15 protein-coding genes and 1 pseudogene are annotated in these 16,061 nt (G+C 64.2%); 13 read left to right on the forward strand and 3 right to left on the reverse strand.

From position 1 onward, the window contains the following. The first annotated feature begins 240 nt into the window (after positions 1 to 240). The 3 genes from AAE021_RS14540 to AAE021_RS14550 are packed head-to-tail and all read left to right on the forward strand — an operon-like array spanning position 241 to position 2,623. A complete protein-coding gene (locus AAE021_RS14540) occupies positions 241 to 984 on the forward strand; it encodes an NADPH-dependent F420 reductase (RefSeq protein WP_342023035.1) in 744 nt (247 codons plus the stop codon). 51 nt (positions 985 to 1,035) lie between these two features. After that, positions 1,036 to 1,791, forward strand: coding sequence for a hypothetical protein (locus AAE021_RS14545; RefSeq protein ID WP_342023036.1), 756 nt, complete (start codon positions 1,036 to 1,038; stop codon positions 1,789 to 1,791). 1 nt (position 1,792) lies between these two features. After that, positions 1,793 to 2,623, forward strand: coding sequence for an SDR family oxidoreductase (locus tag AAE021_RS14550; RefSeq protein WP_342023037.1), 831 nt, complete (start codon positions 1,793 to 1,795; stop codon positions 2,621 to 2,623). 114 nt (positions 2,624 to 2,737) lie between these two features. On the opposite strand, the gene AAE021_RS14555 is transcribed toward AAE021_RS14550, so the two are convergent. Continuing rightward, positions 2,738 to 2,893, reverse strand: coding sequence for a hypothetical protein (locus AAE021_RS14555; RefSeq protein ID WP_342025470.1), 156 nt, complete (start codon positions 2,891 to 2,893; stop codon positions 2,738 to 2,740). Between AAE021_RS14555 and AAE021_RS14560 the strand changes: the two are divergent. Both AAE021_RS14560 and AAE021_RS14565 read left to right on the forward strand, forming a co-directional pair. Next, positions 2,826 to 3,578 (forward strand): annotated as a pseudogene (locus AAE021_RS14560) (SCO1664 family protein). The gene AAE021_RS14555 and the pseudogene AAE021_RS14560 overlap by 68 nt on opposite strands. Positions 3,579 to 3,776: 198 nt before the next feature. Then, complete coding sequence (locus AAE021_RS14565) at positions 3,777 to 5,093, forward strand: hypothetical protein (protein ID WP_342023038.1); 1,317 nt, start codon at positions 3,777 to 3,779, stop codon at positions 5,091 to 5,093. 117 nt (positions 5,094 to 5,210) lie between these two features. On the opposite strand, the gene AAE021_RS14570 is transcribed toward AAE021_RS14565, so the two are convergent. Next, the gene (locus AAE021_RS14570; protein WP_425362406.1) at positions 5,211 to 5,498 is read right to left on the reverse strand and encodes a thiamine pyrophosphate-binding protein; all 288 of its coding nucleotides are present in this window, start codon (positions 5,496 to 5,498) and stop codon (positions 5,211 to 5,213) included. Between the two features lie 251 nt (positions 5,499 to 5,749). Here AAE021_RS14570 and AAE021_RS14575 point away from each other — a divergent pair, with 251 nt between their 5' ends. The 6 genes from AAE021_RS14575 to AAE021_RS14595 all read left to right on the forward strand — a co-directional run bounded on the left by AAE021_RS14575 (position 5,750) and on the right by AAE021_RS14595 (position 13,641). Continuing rightward, entirely contained in the window at positions 5,750 to 6,280 is a 531-nt protein-coding gene (locus AAE021_RS14575) for a hypothetical protein (RefSeq protein ID WP_342023039.1), read from the forward strand. 151 nt (positions 6,281 to 6,431) lie between these two features. Next, positions 6,432 to 6,809: a hypothetical protein gene (locus AAE021_RS18145; protein ID WP_425362487.1), complete on the forward strand. Its 378-nt coding sequence runs from the start codon at positions 6,432 to 6,434 to the stop codon at positions 6,807 to 6,809. Then, positions 6,806 to 7,240 (forward strand): hypothetical protein, encoded by a 435-nt coding sequence (locus AAE021_RS14580; RefSeq protein ID WP_342023040.1) that lies wholly within the window; start codon positions 6,806 to 6,808, stop codon positions 7,238 to 7,240. Before AAE021_RS18145 ends, AAE021_RS14580 begins: the two co-directional genes overlap by 4 nt. A gap of 755 nt (positions 7,241 to 7,995) precedes the next feature. Then, complete coding sequence (locus AAE021_RS14585; RefSeq protein ID WP_342023041.1) at positions 7,996 to 9,498, forward strand: DUF3375 domain-containing protein; 1,503 nt, start codon at positions 7,996 to 7,998, stop codon at positions 9,496 to 9,498. Then, on the forward strand, positions 9,491 to 10,291 hold the full coding sequence (locus tag AAE021_RS14590; protein WP_342023042.1) for a DUF4194 domain-containing protein: 801 nt from the start codon (positions 9,491 to 9,493) through the stop codon (positions 10,289 to 10,291). The genes AAE021_RS14585 and AAE021_RS14590 overlap by 8 nt, the downstream gene beginning before the upstream one ends. Then, positions 10,288 to 13,641, forward strand: a complete 3,354-nt coding sequence (locus AAE021_RS14595) for an ATP-binding protein (protein ID WP_342023043.1) — start codon at positions 10,288 to 10,290, stop codon at positions 13,639 to 13,641. Before AAE021_RS14590 ends, AAE021_RS14595 begins: the two co-directional genes overlap by 4 nt. Positions 13,642 to 13,645: 4 nt before the next feature. Here the strand turns inward: AAE021_RS14595 and AAE021_RS14600 are convergent, their stop codons facing one another. Further along, the gene (locus AAE021_RS14600) at positions 13,646 to 14,518 is read right to left on the reverse strand and encodes an oxidoreductase (protein WP_342023044.1); all 873 of its coding nucleotides are present in this window, start codon (positions 14,516 to 14,518) and stop codon (positions 13,646 to 13,648) included. A 155-nt stretch (positions 14,519 to 14,673) separates the two neighbouring features. Here AAE021_RS14600 and AAE021_RS14605 point away from each other — a divergent pair, with 155 nt between their 5' ends. After that, positions 14,674 to 15,099, forward strand: coding sequence for a helix-turn-helix domain-containing protein (locus tag AAE021_RS14605; protein ID WP_342023045.1), 426 nt, complete (start codon positions 14,674 to 14,676; stop codon positions 15,097 to 15,099). Positions 15,100 to 15,152: 53 nt separating this feature from the next. Beyond that, positions 15,153 to 16,058, forward strand: a complete 906-nt coding sequence (locus tag AAE021_RS14610; RefSeq protein WP_342023046.1) for an oxygenase MpaB family protein — start codon at positions 15,153 to 15,155, stop codon at positions 16,056 to 16,058. Positions 16,059 to 16,061: the final 3 nt, after the last annotated feature.

Below are 16,061 nucleotides of genomic sequence, written 5' to 3' on the forward strand. Positions count from 1 at the left end.
GTCCCGGAAACGGGAGCCAGCCGTAAGACTTTGCATCCGCGCTCAACGGCCGCTTCCGGCGTTGAGGGGTGCCCACCCATCGTGCAACCTTCCCATTAGTGAGAAGGTCAAGTCGGCCAGCACCAATGTGACGAAGCGCACCGAGTGACGCCCCCTCCTCTGGCACCCCTGCTTGACCTTGACACTGCTGGAAGGTTGGACACTTGATGTGCTCGGCTTACTCCACGAAAGGACTTTCATATGAAAATCGGCATTCTCGGCGCAGGTTCAATCGGTTCGACGCTCGCACACAAGCTCGCCGCTGCAGGGCATGAGGTTAAGGTCGCCAATTCACGCGGACCGGAAACGATTGCGGCCGATGCCCTCACCACAGGTGCGGCGGCGGTCAAGGCCGCAGACGTGGTGCAGGACGTGGAAGTCCTCATCACGTCGATCCCTCTCCGTGGGATGCCTGGGATCAAACCCCTCATCGCCGATCTCTCCAGGGACGCGATCATCATCGACCCGTCCAACTACTACCCGGCCAGGGACGGGCACGTGCAGGCACTCGAGGAGGGACAGGTCGAGAGCTTGTGGGTCACCGAACAGCTTGGTCGACCCGTAGTGAAGGCTTGGAATGCCATCACGTCAGGGACGTTTGAAGCCAAAGGCACGCCGGCAGGAGACCCCAATCGCTTGGCGATCCCCGTCGCGGCCGACGATGACTCCTCCCGGGAAACCGCGATGACGCTGGTGGAGGAAACGGGGTTCGATGCCCTCGACGCCGGGTCGCTCGCCGATTCCTGGCGCCAACAGCCCGGAGCCCCTGCATACTGCACGGAGCTCACACTCGAGGAAATGCCCGCTGCCCTGGCCGCAGCTGACAAGGACGTGCTCCCCGGACGTCGGGACAAAGCCATGGCAGTCATCGGCAAGCGGATGGAGGCCGGAGATTCGTTGACCGTTGCTGACCTTGTGGCAATTAATCGGGCCATCTACGCGTAGGAGAAGCGCACAGGTTTCCGTGTTTCGCGCCTAGGTCGCACCCGCAACCACGTGCTCTGTCTTGCGAGCACATCCTTTGCGGGTGCCGCCCCGGAATGGCTCGGGTGCACTTCCGTCTTCGGCAAGCCCTACGACGAGATCGCCGGGAACGAGAAGATCCCGTCCTGGGTCCGCTGGCCGGTCGCCCGACTGCTCATGCGCGCGGCCACGGGCCCGATGTCGCGCTACGGCCTCCAGGAACCGGACCACAAGTTCGCCCAGGCTCATCCGACCATGTCCAGCCGGGTGCTCGACCGGCTGGCCCACGGCGCCGTGGTCCCCAAACCCACCATCCAGCGGTTCGACGGCGATGCCGTGGTCTTCGCCGACGGCGGCCGCGTCGCGGCCGACCTGGTGGTTTACTGCACCGGATACAAGATCTCCTTCCCCTTCTTCGACCGTGACTTCCTCGACCCCGGCGCAGACAACGAGGTCAGGCTCTACAAGCGGATGTTCCATCCGACGGTGCCCGGGCTGTACTTCATCGGACTGGTTCAGCCGCTCGGCGCGATCATGCCGATCTCCGAGCGGCAGTCCGAGCTCGCTGCCGCCCATCTCCAGGGCCGCTACGCCCTGCCGGAACCGGCGGAGATGGATGCGGAGATCGACCGGCATCGGAAGGCGGTCGCCAAGAGATACGTCGCCAGCAAGCGGCACACCATCCAGGTGGATTTCGACGATTACATGCGGGTCCTGCGCGTCGAGCGCGACGCCGGGGCGCGGCGCATCACCACTGCGCGGGCCGCATCCCACAGTGTGGCGGCCTGACATGGCCGGGACCGATGAGCAGCACTTCCGCCGCGTCGCCGTGGTCATCGGCGCCGCCCGCGGCATCGGGCACGCAACCGCCGCCCTTCTGCTGCGCAACGGATGGCGGGTCGGCGCCTTCGACATCGACACTCACGGCCTCGCCGACCTCAAGGACATCGCTGCCGCGCACGGCACGACGGTCGTCACCGGACCGCTCGATGTCCGGGACGCACAGCAGTGGCGCGACGCCCTGGCCTCCGTCTGCGAGGACCACTTGGACCTGCTGGTCAACAACGCCGGGCTGCTGGCTGCCGGGCCGTTCGTCGATACGGATCTTGACCGGCACCGGGCGCTCGTGGACGTCAACGTTCTCGGCACCATCAACGGCGCCCATACCGCGTTCCCGTACCTGAAGAACGCTGACAGGCCGGTGCTGCTCAACCTGGGATCCGCCTCAGCCATTTACGGGCAGCCCGATCTTGCCACCTACTCGGCCACGAAGTTCGCGGTCCGCGGCCTGACCGAGGCACTGGAGCTGGAGTGGGCGGAGCATGACATAGCCGTGCTCGATCTGTGGCCGCTGTTCGTCAACACTGGGATGGTCAAGGGCGTCAGCATCGGAGCCATCCAGTCGTTCGGCGTGCGGCTGAACGAGACCGACGTGGCCGCAGCCGCTGTCGCCGCCGTGGAACGCAGCACCAAGGCCCGCAACCGGAGGTGGCCCCGCAACGTCCACCGCGCCGTCGGAGTTCAGGCCCGTGTCCTGGCTGCGACGGCCCAGATATCTCCGAACTGGGCCAACCGGCTCCTCACCGAGCGCTTCACCCGCCGTCCGGATGCCCACATCTAGGTTCCGGCGAGATGGAAGCCTGGCAGAAGCTATGAACGTCTGATCCCATAACCGTTCGGCCAACTCAGCAAAAGCCGACAGCACCACGCCTGACCACTTTGGGTTTCGTATCCCCTAACGGTCGTTCTCTTCGTCCTGCCCTGAGGCGCGCCCGGACCGCCGCACAGCACCTTCCCGAGAACTGATGCCGGTGCCCGATCCGGTGAGCGCCGAGCTGACGCTCACCGGCCGCATCACGACGGCGTCCAACGCCACCTTCCTGGCCAGCATCGGCGACAACGGCCGTCGTGTACAAACCGATCGCGGGCGAGCAGCCGCTGTGGGACTTTCCCGACGGCTTCCTGGCCCACCGCGAGGTGGCCGCCTACCTGGTCTCGGAGGTCCTGGGCTGGAATATCGTGCCGCGCACCTGGCTGCGGGACGACCCGTTCGATGACGACATGGTCCAGCTCTGGCAGGAGACCGACCCGGAGCAGACCGCGGTGGATCTGGTAACAGTGGACGAGGCGCCGGAGACCGGCTGGAAGCAGGTCCTCGAGGGCTAAGATGAAAACGGGCGGACCGTCGCCCTCATTCACGAGGACACCCCGGCGCTGCGCCGGATGGCGGTGTTCGACGTCCTGGTCAACAATGCCGACCGCAAGGGCGACCACATCCTCGCCATGGGCGACGGGCACCGGTACGGCGTGGACCACGGGCTCACCTTCTGCACAGCGACCACAAGCTGCGGACGGTCCTGTGGGGCTGGATCGGCGAGGCGCTGAGTGCCGAGGAACTCGGCGGCGTCATCGTGTTCTCTCCGGGCTGGAGGGTGAGCTGGGCCAGCAGCTGGCGGAGCTGCTCACCGCCGAGGAAATTTGCCTGGCTAGCTACGCGCTGCGCCCGGTTGCGCCGGGCCGGGGAGTTCCCCGCTCCGAGCGGCGGAATGCCCGCGATGCCCTGGTCGCTGTTTTGAGTCAACTCCAGTCAGCTCTGGGGCCGGATGTCCCAAAGGTGAAGGGAGGTTTCCCGCGGAAATGAAACACAATCAATGGATTGAATGTCCTCAGGGACGCCAAGCTACCCCTCCATCAGCTCTGGAAGCCTATTCTTGTTCATCGGACAAATGGTCAACATGTCCACTTGGATGCACCGTGAACGATAACGTGAGGACGTGACCGTATATAACCAACAACCTCGCCCACGTGTACTGTTCGAAGCTTTGCCGGAAGAACTTGCTCGCGAGATGGCTGAATTAGTCCCCACTTCACGCATAGTTGCTGCCGGCGAAGAGGTGGCCGACTCGGAGTTCGATCTTGTGGTCACTCAATCCAAATCAGCAGCGAATCGCAGAACGCACATGCACGTTTTAGCGTTTGGCTCGTCGCTACTAGATCCGGTGCCGTTCCCTGCGGGACTTCCTGGTGGCCCACTCGTTCCGAAAAGGCAAGCTAGGACTCTGGCTACGGAATCTTCAATTGCACCTAGCATCGACGCTGATCTTCAAGGGCTGCTCGAGCGCACAGTAATCGCGAATATTCCGGCCGGCGAGAAGATGGGGTGGCGTTTCTCCTCGTTAGCCGAGGGCCGATACAAACCACTTGTTCATTTGGGTACGGAGAAGATTCCCTATGCACTTATGTGGAATAGAAGCGGAGGACTAAAGACTGCATGTTCACTTGTCCTTCCCCAAGAGACAACTGATCATCGTGCCTGGTTGGCTTGGTTTCTTCGAGAGCTCACCAACGTGGATCCCGACACCTTCCCTCACGATATTGATTGGCGGTCGGCAAGGACGTGGGCGACAGCACGGACGCTGGAGTTGCATTCGAACCTCGCTGAATTACGACAGGAGCGCACCGTCATCCTGGCAAAAATGGATCAGGGAATTCTCGAGGCGGAGACGTCGCTGGAACATGCCCTGGCCGAAGACGCCCTTGAATCTCATCGACTCTTGACTGCAGACGGTATCGAACTGGAAAACGCAGTTGAGGCCGCGCTGAAGGAACTGGGCTTTACTGTGGCGAACATGGACGATCACCACGATGCAACGACGAAAGCCAAGCTAGAGGATCTTCGGGTTACCGATGACCTGGACCCTGGATGGCTCAGCCTCGTTGAGATAAAGGGATATGCAAAGGGAGCCAAAGCCAATGACGTCACTCAGATCATCGGCAGGCCGATGCGCTCGTTTCTTCTTGAAGCAGGTAGGGAACCTTCATCTGTGTGGCACATCGTAAATCCTCAACGGAATATTGACCCGTCTTCCCGAAACGACGCCATACCTAACGATCTTGATTTGCAGGCTCTGACAGATGCCGACGGAGCCCTGATCGAGACCAGACAACTTTTCCTAGCGCTGCGTGACGTCCAATCAGGACAAGTTAAGGCACCTGAAGTCAGGGACTCCATGAAGGCAGCTCGGACCAGATGGAACTATAGGAAGGTCGATACCAAAGCGACCGTCCGGTGCAGTACGGCGAAAAACTAAAAGCTCTCAATGCCCGCGAAACGAATATACTCGGGACCGCCGATCAGCTCCGCGGTCGTCACGTCCGCCTGGCGCGGTTTTCGCTTTTTGCTCACGGAGCATCCTCTCAGGCCTGCATCACGGGCGGGCGCCGCAGGACCTCATCAGCCGGGCAAGCCCGTTGATGAGGTGCAGGTTGCCGGGATCGCAGCTGCCCGCGCACACCGCGAGCTCGCCCGTCAGCGCCGCCTCGCCGACGGCGGCAAACGCGGCCTCCTCCTCGTGCCGGGTGAGCATCCATTCGAGGTCCTTCTCCCGCCGGCTGGCCTCAGTCACCGCGTTCAGGGAGTCGCCTGGAAGACCACAGATGCGGCAGGTCCCGTTAGCGGCGAGGTTTCGGACAACGGCCTCGGCGATCGTGGGCATGCTGCTCCTCAAGTCGGCCTGCTCGGACGGCCCGGTACATCTAGGCACCAGGATCGGGCAGTGCCAGAGGTGTGAGGGGTGCGCTGGTTTGGCGTGGGGAGTCCGTGTTGGGGTACGACGCCGCTGCCGATCAGCGAAGACGTGTTCAGACTACCCAAAGTGTCCATGATGTGAGTCACCCCACGTATACTCACCTGACATGACCAGCTGGTAGGGGGCTTCTAACAACATGCGGTTTAGGATAGTCTAAAGTGGAACGTACAGTCGTAGCAGACGGGGCTCTCCATGAGATAGCTTGCGCGGTCATAAAAGATGGCACCTCACCGGCCACAGAGGTTTTGGAACAGTTCTCCGCAGGTCGGTGGGAGGATGACCCGGACACGGAAAGTATGCCCGATGACGCGCAGATAAAGGACTACGATCTGTTCTTGGCTGCAATGGAATACTTCGCCGAGAACGGGATACCTCACAGTTCACAAGTTCAGTTAAATTCCCTCCGACAGGGAATTTGGGAGTTCAAGATTCACCGCAAGAGATTTTCGTTCTTCGACACGGACGGTTTAGGCCGCAAGCTCGAACCGGTAAAATTCAAAAATCGGGAACAATGCTCGTACCCGGAAGACGAAGATTTTTGGCATGTTCCCGACTTCGAGCACCGCATCAGACTGGGACATTGTTTTCCAAAATTGTCGGAAAAGACAACTGAAAAAGATATACGGCGCACCCTACAAGTGAGGGCGGAGGATTTGGAACATGACAAAAAAGAAGCCAACACTCGTTGAGCAACGGGCATCCACCCAGTCCGGGGGACTTGGTCTGGCTGCAGCACGCCTGGCAGTGGAAACCGCCCAACTATTAAAGGCAGCCTTCGCCGCCCGAAAAGACATCGATCAGCAAGCGCTGGCCGAGATAATCGGCGTATCCGAGGGACGCGTGTCCCAAGTCCTGCATGGTGATGGCAACGTCCACATCGCTACTCTCGCCCGTTATCTAACAGCTTTGGGCTATGAAGCGGAGTTGACGGCCAGACCATTGGCTCCAGAGGCGCCGGTTTTGAAATCACCACGTCGGAGAGGGCGCGGAGCGCCCCAGCGACCAAACAGAGTCACTCTCACGTACACAGCCACGGCTTCCAGGGGGCTCGAAGTGGGTCGCGAGAACATCGAGGTAACTATTCCCCTCGGAGAACCCGCACCTGAGTTCCTCTCGACCCCGGTTAGAGTGACTTCCACGAGCGGTCAGTTGGAACCCCATTCGGTCACCTCAGACAAGATTCGTGAACGCTTGTTGGCCACGGCGGGTCGACCATGACATTCAGCATGGATGACCTCCAGTTTCGGAGCGTAGCTCTCTACGAAAGCACAGCTATACGCTACGACAACGTAAGTTTTGGCGAAACAATGACCCTGGACATGAGCATTCAAAATGAATCTGGCCAAGTTCAGCAGGATGGAAGCATAGAATGCCAGAGTGTCTGCTCCCTAACTATCAAGAATGGAGATAAGGATTTTGCTCTCTTTATTTCTCAGTACCGAGCCCATTTTGATAGTCCACAAGAAATCACAGAAGCAAACCTCGCAAGCGGCACACCTCTAGGTGATGAGATTAACAGCTGGCTGCTGAGCTATATCTACCCCTATCACCGTCAACTAATCACAGACATGAATTCCAGAATGGGGCTTGCACCCATCCCCCTTCCGTGGCTAGTCACCCAACTCCTAAACGCGGAGTCTGCCGCGTAGGAAAAGGAAAACCTCACATTTCCTCAGTTTGGATTCACGTGACACAACGCTTTTCACGCAAAGCTGCACGTCCCCGTGCTGCGAACCCCGCGTTCCCTGGAACTCCATGATGAGCTCTTTAAATTGCTCTTGGAAGCAATGGTCTCGCCGACCGGGAAGTCGCTACAATCGAATCTCGCGCTGGCGTCAACAGACACGGGGGTAGGGTGCCGCGCATCGCGTAGGGATTTCCCGGCCGTTGCAGATCTGCACACGCGTCGTTATCCAAGCGATGCAGGCACTGACTTCAGGCCACCCCAAATCCAAGTGCTGCCCGCTCAAACGTCAGGGGTACAAGTGGCCTCATGTCAGAGTATCGTTGTAAAGCTGGCAGAAAATCCAAATTACCCCACGAAATCGGCACTCTAAATCACAAACGGCTGCCAGAGTTGTCGGACGAGTTCAGAACACACCGGACATAACGGGTCAGATCTGGACGACCCTGAGGTGTTTTGCATATTTTCCGGTTGGAATTGTCAAATTTACGTCTCAAACCTCCGAAAGACGCGAACCGTCAAAGCGCACAGCCACTGCGAGGTCATTCCTAAACGTCGTCGACCAGCTGGGACGCTTTCAGTACGCCATTGCCCAGGTCCTGGAACGGGGCTGCATCCACCGCCGAACGGCATCACCGCACCCCAATGCACGCTTCCGCACCGCCGACAGCTAAAATCGTCAAGGCCCGTTTGTCCTGTTCCCGGTCCGGAAAGCGCAGAATGTCCTTCATCGAAAACGCGGTTGCCCACTGGGCGGAACTGCAGCGGCTCCAAGCCACACCGGGCTGGAAACTCACCACCGCAAACCCCTGGGTGCTGGCCCTGTTCCGGGAAGCCTTCAGCCGCACCCGGCCGCGGATTCCGCTCGAGGAATTCCACAACATGATCGACGGGTTCCTGCGCCAGCTGCGCATCTCGGGAGTGAGCCTGCGCGAGGACTGGACCGGAAAGAACTACGCCGATGACTGGGTGGCCCGCCGCTTCCTGGCCCGCCCCCGCGTTGACGGCCGCTTCGTCTACGAACTCACCGAATCCTCCGTGCGCTACCTCTCCTATCTGGACGGCTTCACCAGCGACAAGACCAGCCTGAACTCCTCCCGGCTGGCCACGCTGCTGGACCGCGTGGAGAACCTGGCCCACGAAACCAACCCGGACCCCGCAGCCCGGATCGCAGTGCTGAAAGAGGAAGTCGCCCGCCGCGAGGAGATGATCCGCGCCCTGGAATCCGGCGATGCACCGGCCCCGGTGGACGGGGAGACCGCCGTCGAAGCAGCACAGGACATCCTGGACCTCGCCGCAGCACTGCCCGCGGACTTCAAGCGGATGCGCGACGGCCTGGAGAAGATGCTGCACGCCCTGCGCCAGGAAATGGTGGAATCCAACGCCGCCAAGGGCCTGACCATGGGAGAAATCCTCGAGGCGGACCGCAAGCTGCGCAACACGAGCGAAGGCCGCACCTACGAGGGCTTCACCGCCTTCCTGAACGACGCCGAACAGCAGGACCGCTTCCGCGCCGCCATCGCCGAGGTGCTGGAACGGGACTTCGCCGAGGACATGAGCCCCGAGGACAGGCAGAGCCTGCACCGGCTGATCAGCGACATGCGCGGCCAGGCCACCGAAATCCACCGCATCTACGGCCGGCTCTCCGAATCCATGCACACCTACGTGCAGAGCGACGAGTACCGCGAATCGGTCCAACTGCGCCAGCTGATCCGCACCGCGGAGACCGCCATCCACAAGGCACCGCGCAGCCGCCGCCGCACCGCCGCTGTTCCGGCACCCCAGCTGTTCGGCGCGGCCTTCGAATCCCTGGGCATGGTGCACCTCTTTAACCCCGAAGACCACGCCCCGCCGCCCAAGCTGCCGGCACCGCCGTCGTTCAGCGAAGCCGACATCCACCGCTCCGCACGCACGCCCAAGGCCAACCGCCGGGCACTGCGCGACGCCGTCACCCGGGCCGCCGGAAAACGCGGCACCGCCACCGTGGGAGAGATCTTCGCCGAACTCGCCCCCGAGGACCGGCACCTGAACAGCATCCGCGCCCTGCTCTCGGCGGCGCTGGAAGCCGGTTCCGCTGGCTTCTCCCCCGGCTCCCGCGGCGGCAGCACCCCCGCCGGGCTGGCCGCACAACCCGAATCCGTCACCTTCACCCAAATCGACGGCAGCGAGCGCACCGCGCTGCTGCCCGCCGTCGCCGTCGCGAAAGCCCCCACCCATGAGTGAAACCAGCCTCGATCCGACCAGCACCGCCGGCACCACCAACCAGGCCGACGACGATCCCTACGCGGACGACTTCACCGAGACAGCCCCGGCGGAACGGGACATCCTGGTCGACGGACCCGAGCTGTTCCCCGGCGACACCGGAACCCTGCCGCTGAAGCTGCGCCAGGCCCTGATCCGGCTGCTGCGCGGCCCGTACCTGGACGCCACCAGCTCGGACAACGTCTACAACACCGTGGTGGACAACCAGGCCGAACTGCGGACCCGGCTCAGCGAACTGTTCCTGACCCTGGTCATCGACGAGGACCGCAAGGTTGCCCTGCTGCGCCCGGTGGACATGCCCGAACCGCACACCGCGGTGCTGCAGCGGCAGCGCGAAATGACACGCGAGGAAACGCTGCTGCTGCTGCGCATGCGCCTGCTGCTGGACCGGCACGCCGGCACCGGCAACGACGCCGTGATTGCACGCAGCGACATCCTGGAAATCATCGAGGGCTACGTCGATCCGGGCCAGCGCGACGCCAAGTCCGTGGAGGACGTGGCCGACGCCGCCATCCGCAAGCTCGTGCAGGAACGCCGGCTGCTGCTGCCCACCGAGGTGGAGAACGTGTGGGTCATTTCCGGTGCCCTGCCGCTGGCGCTGCCTTATGAACACATCGGTGACATTGTCACCTTCATGCAGGCCCTGACGGACGCCTCCGGCGAACTGCCCGACCCGGCGCTTCCCGAGCCCGCACCGGCCGAACCCACACTGCCCGAAAAGGCCACAGCCAACGACGGCGAGGACATCGCGTGAGCATCGAAACCACCCTTCCCATGGGCGACCTGATCAACCCCGGCCAGAACCGGCTCTCCTCCGTGCAGATCGTGAACTGGGGAACGTTCGACGGCGCGCACACCATCTACGTGGACCGCGCCGGCACGCTGCTCACCGGCGACTCCGGCGTGGGCAAGTCCACCATCTTCGACGCGATGCTCCAGGTCATGGATGCGCGGCCGAAAATGAACGAAGCCGCGCAGAACAACGGCGGCAGCCTGGCCGAGGAAAAGCGCACCGCGTTCTCCTACATGCGCGGACGCCTGGGCACCCAGGGCTCGGGCAACGGCACCGGGCCCGACGACGTCGGCACGGCCGGCGCGGACGGCACCGCCTACCAGCGCCCCGGCGCCACCTGGTCCGCCGTCTGCCTGACCTTCGACAACGGGCTCGGGCAGATCACCTCCCTCTCCGTCCTCATGGACCTGCCCGCCAACGGCACCGAACACCACGTGGGCCGCTTCTACGCCGTGCACAACAAGCCGCTGGACATCCGCACCCTGGAAACCGAAATGCGCGGCCGCTTCACCAAGGGCAGCCTCGAAGCGCTGCTGCCCGGCGCCGCCATCTTCGATTCGCACAAGATGTTCGCCGAACGCTTCCGCACCGCCCTGGGTGTGGAGGACGAGAAGGCCTTCGGGCTGCTGCGCATCCTGCAGACCGGCAAGGGCCTGGGCGGAACGGTCAACGACTTCTTCCGCACCAACGTGCTGGACACCCCCAAAACCCTCGCCGCCGCCGATGAAGCGGTGGAGGACTTCAGCCACCTGCGCAGCATCCGCCGGCAGCTCGAACGCGCCCGCCAGCAGCGCGACCACCTCGCCGACGTCCCGGAACTGCACGCCCTGTTCCAAAAGACGGACACCGCGCTGCGGCACAACCGCGCCCTCACCAAGGACGGGCTGCCCGCGTACCGGCAGCGCCTGACCCTGGCCAGCCACGAGCGCGACGTCGCCCGGCTCACCGCGCAGGAGGAAACCGGCGCCCGGGAACTGGCCGCCGCGGAAAGCCGCCGGAACGAGCTGAAGAAGAAGCTCAACGCCCTCACCGCCCGGTACAGCGAAGAAGGCGGCGGCACCATCGCCACGCTCGAGCGCGAGCTGGCAGCCGCCGTCGTGCAGCTGAACTCCCGCGTGGCGCTGGAGGAAACCGCCCGCGGTGAACTAGCCGCCGCCGGCATCGAGGTGGACTTCTCCCCCGCCGGCCTGGTCACCGCACGCAGCCGCGCCGTCGAGCTGGTGAAGTCCCTGACCCTGGAGGTGGAGGCAGCCCGCGAGCGCAGTTCCGATGCGCACGGGCAGGCCTGGCAGCTCAAGGGGCAGATTGCCAAGCTGGAAAACGACATTGGCTCCTTCCGCCGCCGCACCTCCAACATCCGGCAGGAATCCCTGGACCAGCGGGCGAAGATCTGCGCCGCCACCGGTCTGGACGAGGCGGATCTGCCGTTCGCCGCCGAGCTGATCGACCTGGAGCCGGAGCAGCAGCAGTGGCGCCCGGCCGCCGAGCGCACGCTGCGCTCCCTCGCCACCGCGCTGCTGGTGCCGGGTGAGCACATGCGCGCCGTCACCCGCTACCTCTCCGAAACCAACCTCAACGGGTTCCTGCGCTGCATCGACGTCAGCGTTCCGGTGGAGGGGCCGTCCGAGCCCGGCCCGCGGGACCTGATCACCAAACTGGTCACGCAGGACTCCGAAATGGGCCGCTGGGTGGCCCGCAAGATCACCGCGCACTACGACTTTGTGTGCGTGGAGGATCCGGACGAGCTCGCCGGGCTCTCCCGCGGCGTGAGCCTGGGCGGCGCGGTCAAGCGCAACTCCTCCACCACGGAAAAGGATGACCGGCACGCCAAGGCATCGGACAACGTCCTGGGCTTTGACAACAAGGACACCGTGGCCGCCCTCGGCAACGAACTGCTGGCCCTGCGGGACCGGTTCACCGAAGCCGACACCCGCTCCCAGGCCCAGGCGCAGACCCAGGCCGAGCTGGTCAGCCGGCTCGCCGCGGTCCGCCGCGTCGCCGCCGACACCCGCACCTGGGAGGAGCTCTCCGCGTCCTCGCAGCGCGACGCCGTTGCTGCCGCCACCGATGCGCTCGATTCCGCCCGGGATGCCAACACGGATCTGGACCAGATCCGCTTCGAGCTGGACACCGCAGAGCTGGACCACACCGCGGCGATCGAGAAGATTGGTGTGCTCAAGGGCGACCTGGCCCGCACCCGGGAACAGCTGGCCGCCGCCACCGCCCGCCGGGACACCCTGGCCGCCAAGGCGCTGGGCGCCCTGGACGCGGGACTGCAGGAGGCGCTGGAGGAACTCTTCGCCCCCTTCGGCGAGATCACCGACGTCGTACGCCTGCAGGAAGCCGCCTCCGAAGTGGAGCGGACCCTGATCACCGAGGGCGCCCGACTCGAAAAGACACTGCTGGAAACGAAGAACCGGCTCGAGCGGACCTTCGAAACGTTCACGGACAAGTGGGGCTCGGACTTCGGCACCTCGGTGGACGCGGCCGGCGCCTACGCGGAGCGGTTCGAGAGCATCGTCTCCGAAGGCCTGCCGCAGCACGAAACCGAGTTCCGCGAATACTTCAACAACCGCACCTATGAGCGGTTCAGCGACCTGCTCGCCCTGCTCGATGAGGAACGGCGCAGCATTTCCTCGCGTCTGTTGCCGCTGAACTCGGTGCTGCAGCGGGTGGAATACCATGTGGACAGCCATCTGGAGATCGAGGTCAAAACCACGGTTCCCGACGCCGCGCACAAGTTCCGCACCGAACTGAAAAACGCGCTGCCGATGATGGGGATGCGGCAGAACAAGGCGGACATGGACGCCCGGTACACCGCGCTGGAGAACCTGGTGGACCGGCTGAAGGATCCGGAGGAGCGCCGCTGGCGGGCCGAGGTCCTGGATGTGCGCTCCCACGTGACCATCACCTGCACGCACCGCCTCGCCAACGGCCAGGCCTACACCAACCTGCAGGCGTCGCTGATGTCCGGCGGCGAGGGCCAGCGCTTCACGGCGTTCATCATGGCGTCCGCGCTGGCCTACCAGCTGGGCATCGTGAGCCAGGGCTTCAGCACCTACGGCACGGTGATGATGGATGAGGCGTTTGTGAAGTCGTCGCTGTCCTTCGCGGAGGCGTCCATCAATGCGCTGCATGAGTTCGGCTTCCAGCTGCTGCTCGCCGCGCCCGAGGACAAGGTGGACCTGTCCCGGTTCCTGGGCTCGGTTACCGAGATCCTGCGCGACGACGCCGCCAACCGTTCCGGGGTGCTGGAACGGGACATCCGGCGCGGCTCCGGTTCGGTGCCGGTGAACATCCTGCTGCGGTAGGCGGCTACCCGCCGATCCGGTCCAGCTCGGCGAGATCTTCGGCGGACAGCACCAGGGCGGCGCCGGCAACGTTTTCGCGCAGGTGCTCCGCTGAGGAGGTGCCCGGGATCAGCAGGATGTTCGGGGAACGCTGCAGCAGCCAAGCTAGGGCCACGGCCATGGGCGTGGAGTCCCGGCGGGTGGCCACGGCCAGGAGTGCCTCGGACTGCAGCGGGGTGAAGCCGCCCAGCGGGAAGAACGGAACGTAGGCGATGCCGTCCCGCGCCAGGGCGTCGATCAGTGCGTCGTCGGAGCGGAACGCGAGGTTGTACATGTTCTGCACTGACACAATCGGCGCGATGGCCCGCGCCTCCGCCACCTGCTCCGGCAACACGTTGCTGAGGCCCAGGTGCCGGATCATCCCCTGCGCCTGCAGCTCCACGAGCGTTTCGAAGGCCGCCGCGAGGGGCTCCGCCACCGGCCCGCCGCTGTCGCCCATCCGCAGGTTCACAACGTCGAGCGCCTGTAGCCCCAGCGTCTCCAGGTTCTCCTCCACGGCACGGCGCAGCTGCTCCGGGGTCCGTGCCTGCGGCCAGCCGCCCTGCCCGTCGCGGACGGCTCCCACCTTGGTCACTATGTGCAGCGCTTCCGGGTAGGGGTGCAGCGCCTCCCGGATGAGCTGGTTGGTGATGCGGGGTCCGTAGGCCTCGGCGGTGTCGATGTGGGTAATGCCCAGGTCCACTGCCGCGCGGAGGACGGCCAGGGCGCCGTCGACGTCGGCGGGCGGGCCCATGACCCCGGGACCCGCCAGCTGCATGGCGCCGTAGCCGAACCGGGACACGTTGAGGTCGCCGAGGGTCCAGGTTCCGCCCGGGAGGGAGGTTGTAAAAGTGTTCATTTGCTGCCTTACCTTCGTGAAAAGCGGGAGAGTTCGGGGTGGTGCTCCGAGGAGCGTTACTCCACTATGGTTGGGTAACTTCCCAGGGGGAAGTAGGCACTTTGAAGTGCCTTAGTCACCCCCCGACAGCTACCCCGGACAGATCAGGAGATGCCATGGCCACCCTTACGGCAGCGGAAAAACGTGCGCAGGAGAAGACCGCCTACAACGCTTTCCTGGCGGCATGCCCCAGCCGGAAACTGCTGGATAGGATCTCCGACAAATGGGTCACGCTGGTAATTGCCGCACTGGGGAGCGGACCGGACTGCGCCGGCGAGCCGCGGCCGATGCGTTTTTCCGAACTGTCCCGCGTCCTCTCCGGCGTCAGCCAGAAAATGCTCACGCAGACCCTGCGCTCCCTGGAACGGGACGGGCTCATCACCCGGACCGCCACCGCCACGGTGCCGGTGACGGTGTCCTATGAGCTCACCGATCTGGGGATGTCCCTGCATGAACTGGTGCGCAGCATCAAGTCCTGGGCCGAACTGCACATGGATGACGTCCTTGCCCAGCGTGCCGCGCACGACGACGGCGCGGAGTAATCCGGCTGTGGCAACGGTAGCGGCGAACGGCCTCCGGGCTGGAGACTGGTGAAGTGCTAAAAATCCTTGAGACCTGGCGCCGGCAGCTGATCGGCACCTTCAGCAACAACGCCACCGAAATTCCGCAGTGGGAACTGGAACTGGCGAAGGGCGACGACACCGGCTATTTCGGCACGGAATCGGCAGTGTGGGCGGTGCACGGGTCCATGACGCCCATCATCGCCGGCATCCGCGCCCTGCTGCTGCAGGCGCTGCACCCCGGCGCCATGGCCGGCGTGCACGACTTCTCCGACTACAAGGAGGATCCGCTGGGCCGGCTCGCGGGCACCATCCGCTGGATCTTCACGGTCACCTACGGGGACACCAAGGCGGCCCGCTCCGGATCCGAGTGGGTCCTGCGCCTGCATGAACGCGTGCACGGCATGTACGAGGACGCCGCCGGCGTCGAGCGCCCCTACTCGGCGAATGATCCGGAGATCGCCCGCTGGGTGCACCTGGCCTTCACCGACGCGTTCCTCAGTTCCCATCAGCGCTTCGGCGGTCCGATTCCCGGCGGGCCGGACGCCTATGTCTCCGAGTGGGCGGTCGCCGGGGAACTGATGCGCATCGACAATCCGCCGCGCTCCGAGGCCGAACTGCGGGCCCAGATGGCAGCGTACGACGGCGAACTGCGGCACAGCGCCTACGTTCAGGAGGCGCTGGGGTTCCTGCGCCGGCCGCCGCTGCCGCGCTCCCAGCTGATGGGCTACCGGGTGCTTTTTGCCGGCGCCGTCTCATCGCTGGAGCCGCGGCACCGGGAGCTGCTGGGCCTGAAAGAACCGCGGATCGGTCCGTTCCGGATTCCCATGCGGCTGCCGGTGAAGGCAGTGCTCGGCGTGATCCGGCTGGGCCTGGGGCCGCAGGGCCCCAGCGAACGGTCGGCCCGCGAGCGCATTGCGCGGCTGTCGGCCCGGCAGTAGCCG

The sequence above is a fragment of the Arthrobacter citreus genome (assembly GCF_038405225.1).
Taxonomy (GTDB): domain Bacteria; phylum Actinomycetota; class Actinomycetes; order Actinomycetales; family Micrococcaceae; genus Arthrobacter_B; species Arthrobacter_B citreus_A.

Bases quoted from the DNA above. Each gene is read 5' to 3' on its own strand.
- AAE021_RS14570 (WP_425362406.1), bottom strand. From the start codon at position 5,498: ATGCCCACGATCGCCGAGGCCGTTGTCCGAAACCTCGCCGCTAACGGG.
- AAE021_RS14550 (WP_342023037.1), top strand. From the start codon at position 1,793: ATGGCCGGGACCGATGAGCAGCACTTCCGCCGCGTCGCCGTGGTCATC.
- AAE021_RS14585 (WP_342023041.1), top strand. From the start codon at position 7,996: ATGTCCTTCATCGAAAACGCGGTTGCCCACTGGGCGGAACTGCAGCGG.
- AAE021_RS14590 (WP_342023042.1), top strand. From the start codon at position 9,491: ATGAGTGAAACCAGCCTCGATCCGACCAGCACCGCCGGCACCACCAAC.
- AAE021_RS14580 (WP_342023040.1), top strand. From the start codon at position 6,806: ATGACATTCAGCATGGATGACCTCCAGTTTCGGAGCGTAGCTCTCTAC.
- AAE021_RS14540 (WP_342023035.1), top strand. From the start codon at position 241: ATGAAAATCGGCATTCTCGGCGCAGGTTCAATCGGTTCGACGCTCGCA.
- AAE021_RS14600 (WP_342023044.1), bottom strand. From the start codon at position 14,518: ATGAACACTTTTACAACCTCCCTCCCGGGCGGAACCTGGACCCTCGGC.
- AAE021_RS14555 (WP_342025470.1), bottom strand. From the start codon at position 2,893: ATGCTGGCCAGGAAGGTGGCGTTGGACGCCGTCGTGATGCGGCCGGTG.
- AAE021_RS14605 (WP_342023045.1), top strand. From the start codon at position 14,674: ATGGCCACCCTTACGGCAGCGGAAAAACGTGCGCAGGAGAAGACCGCC.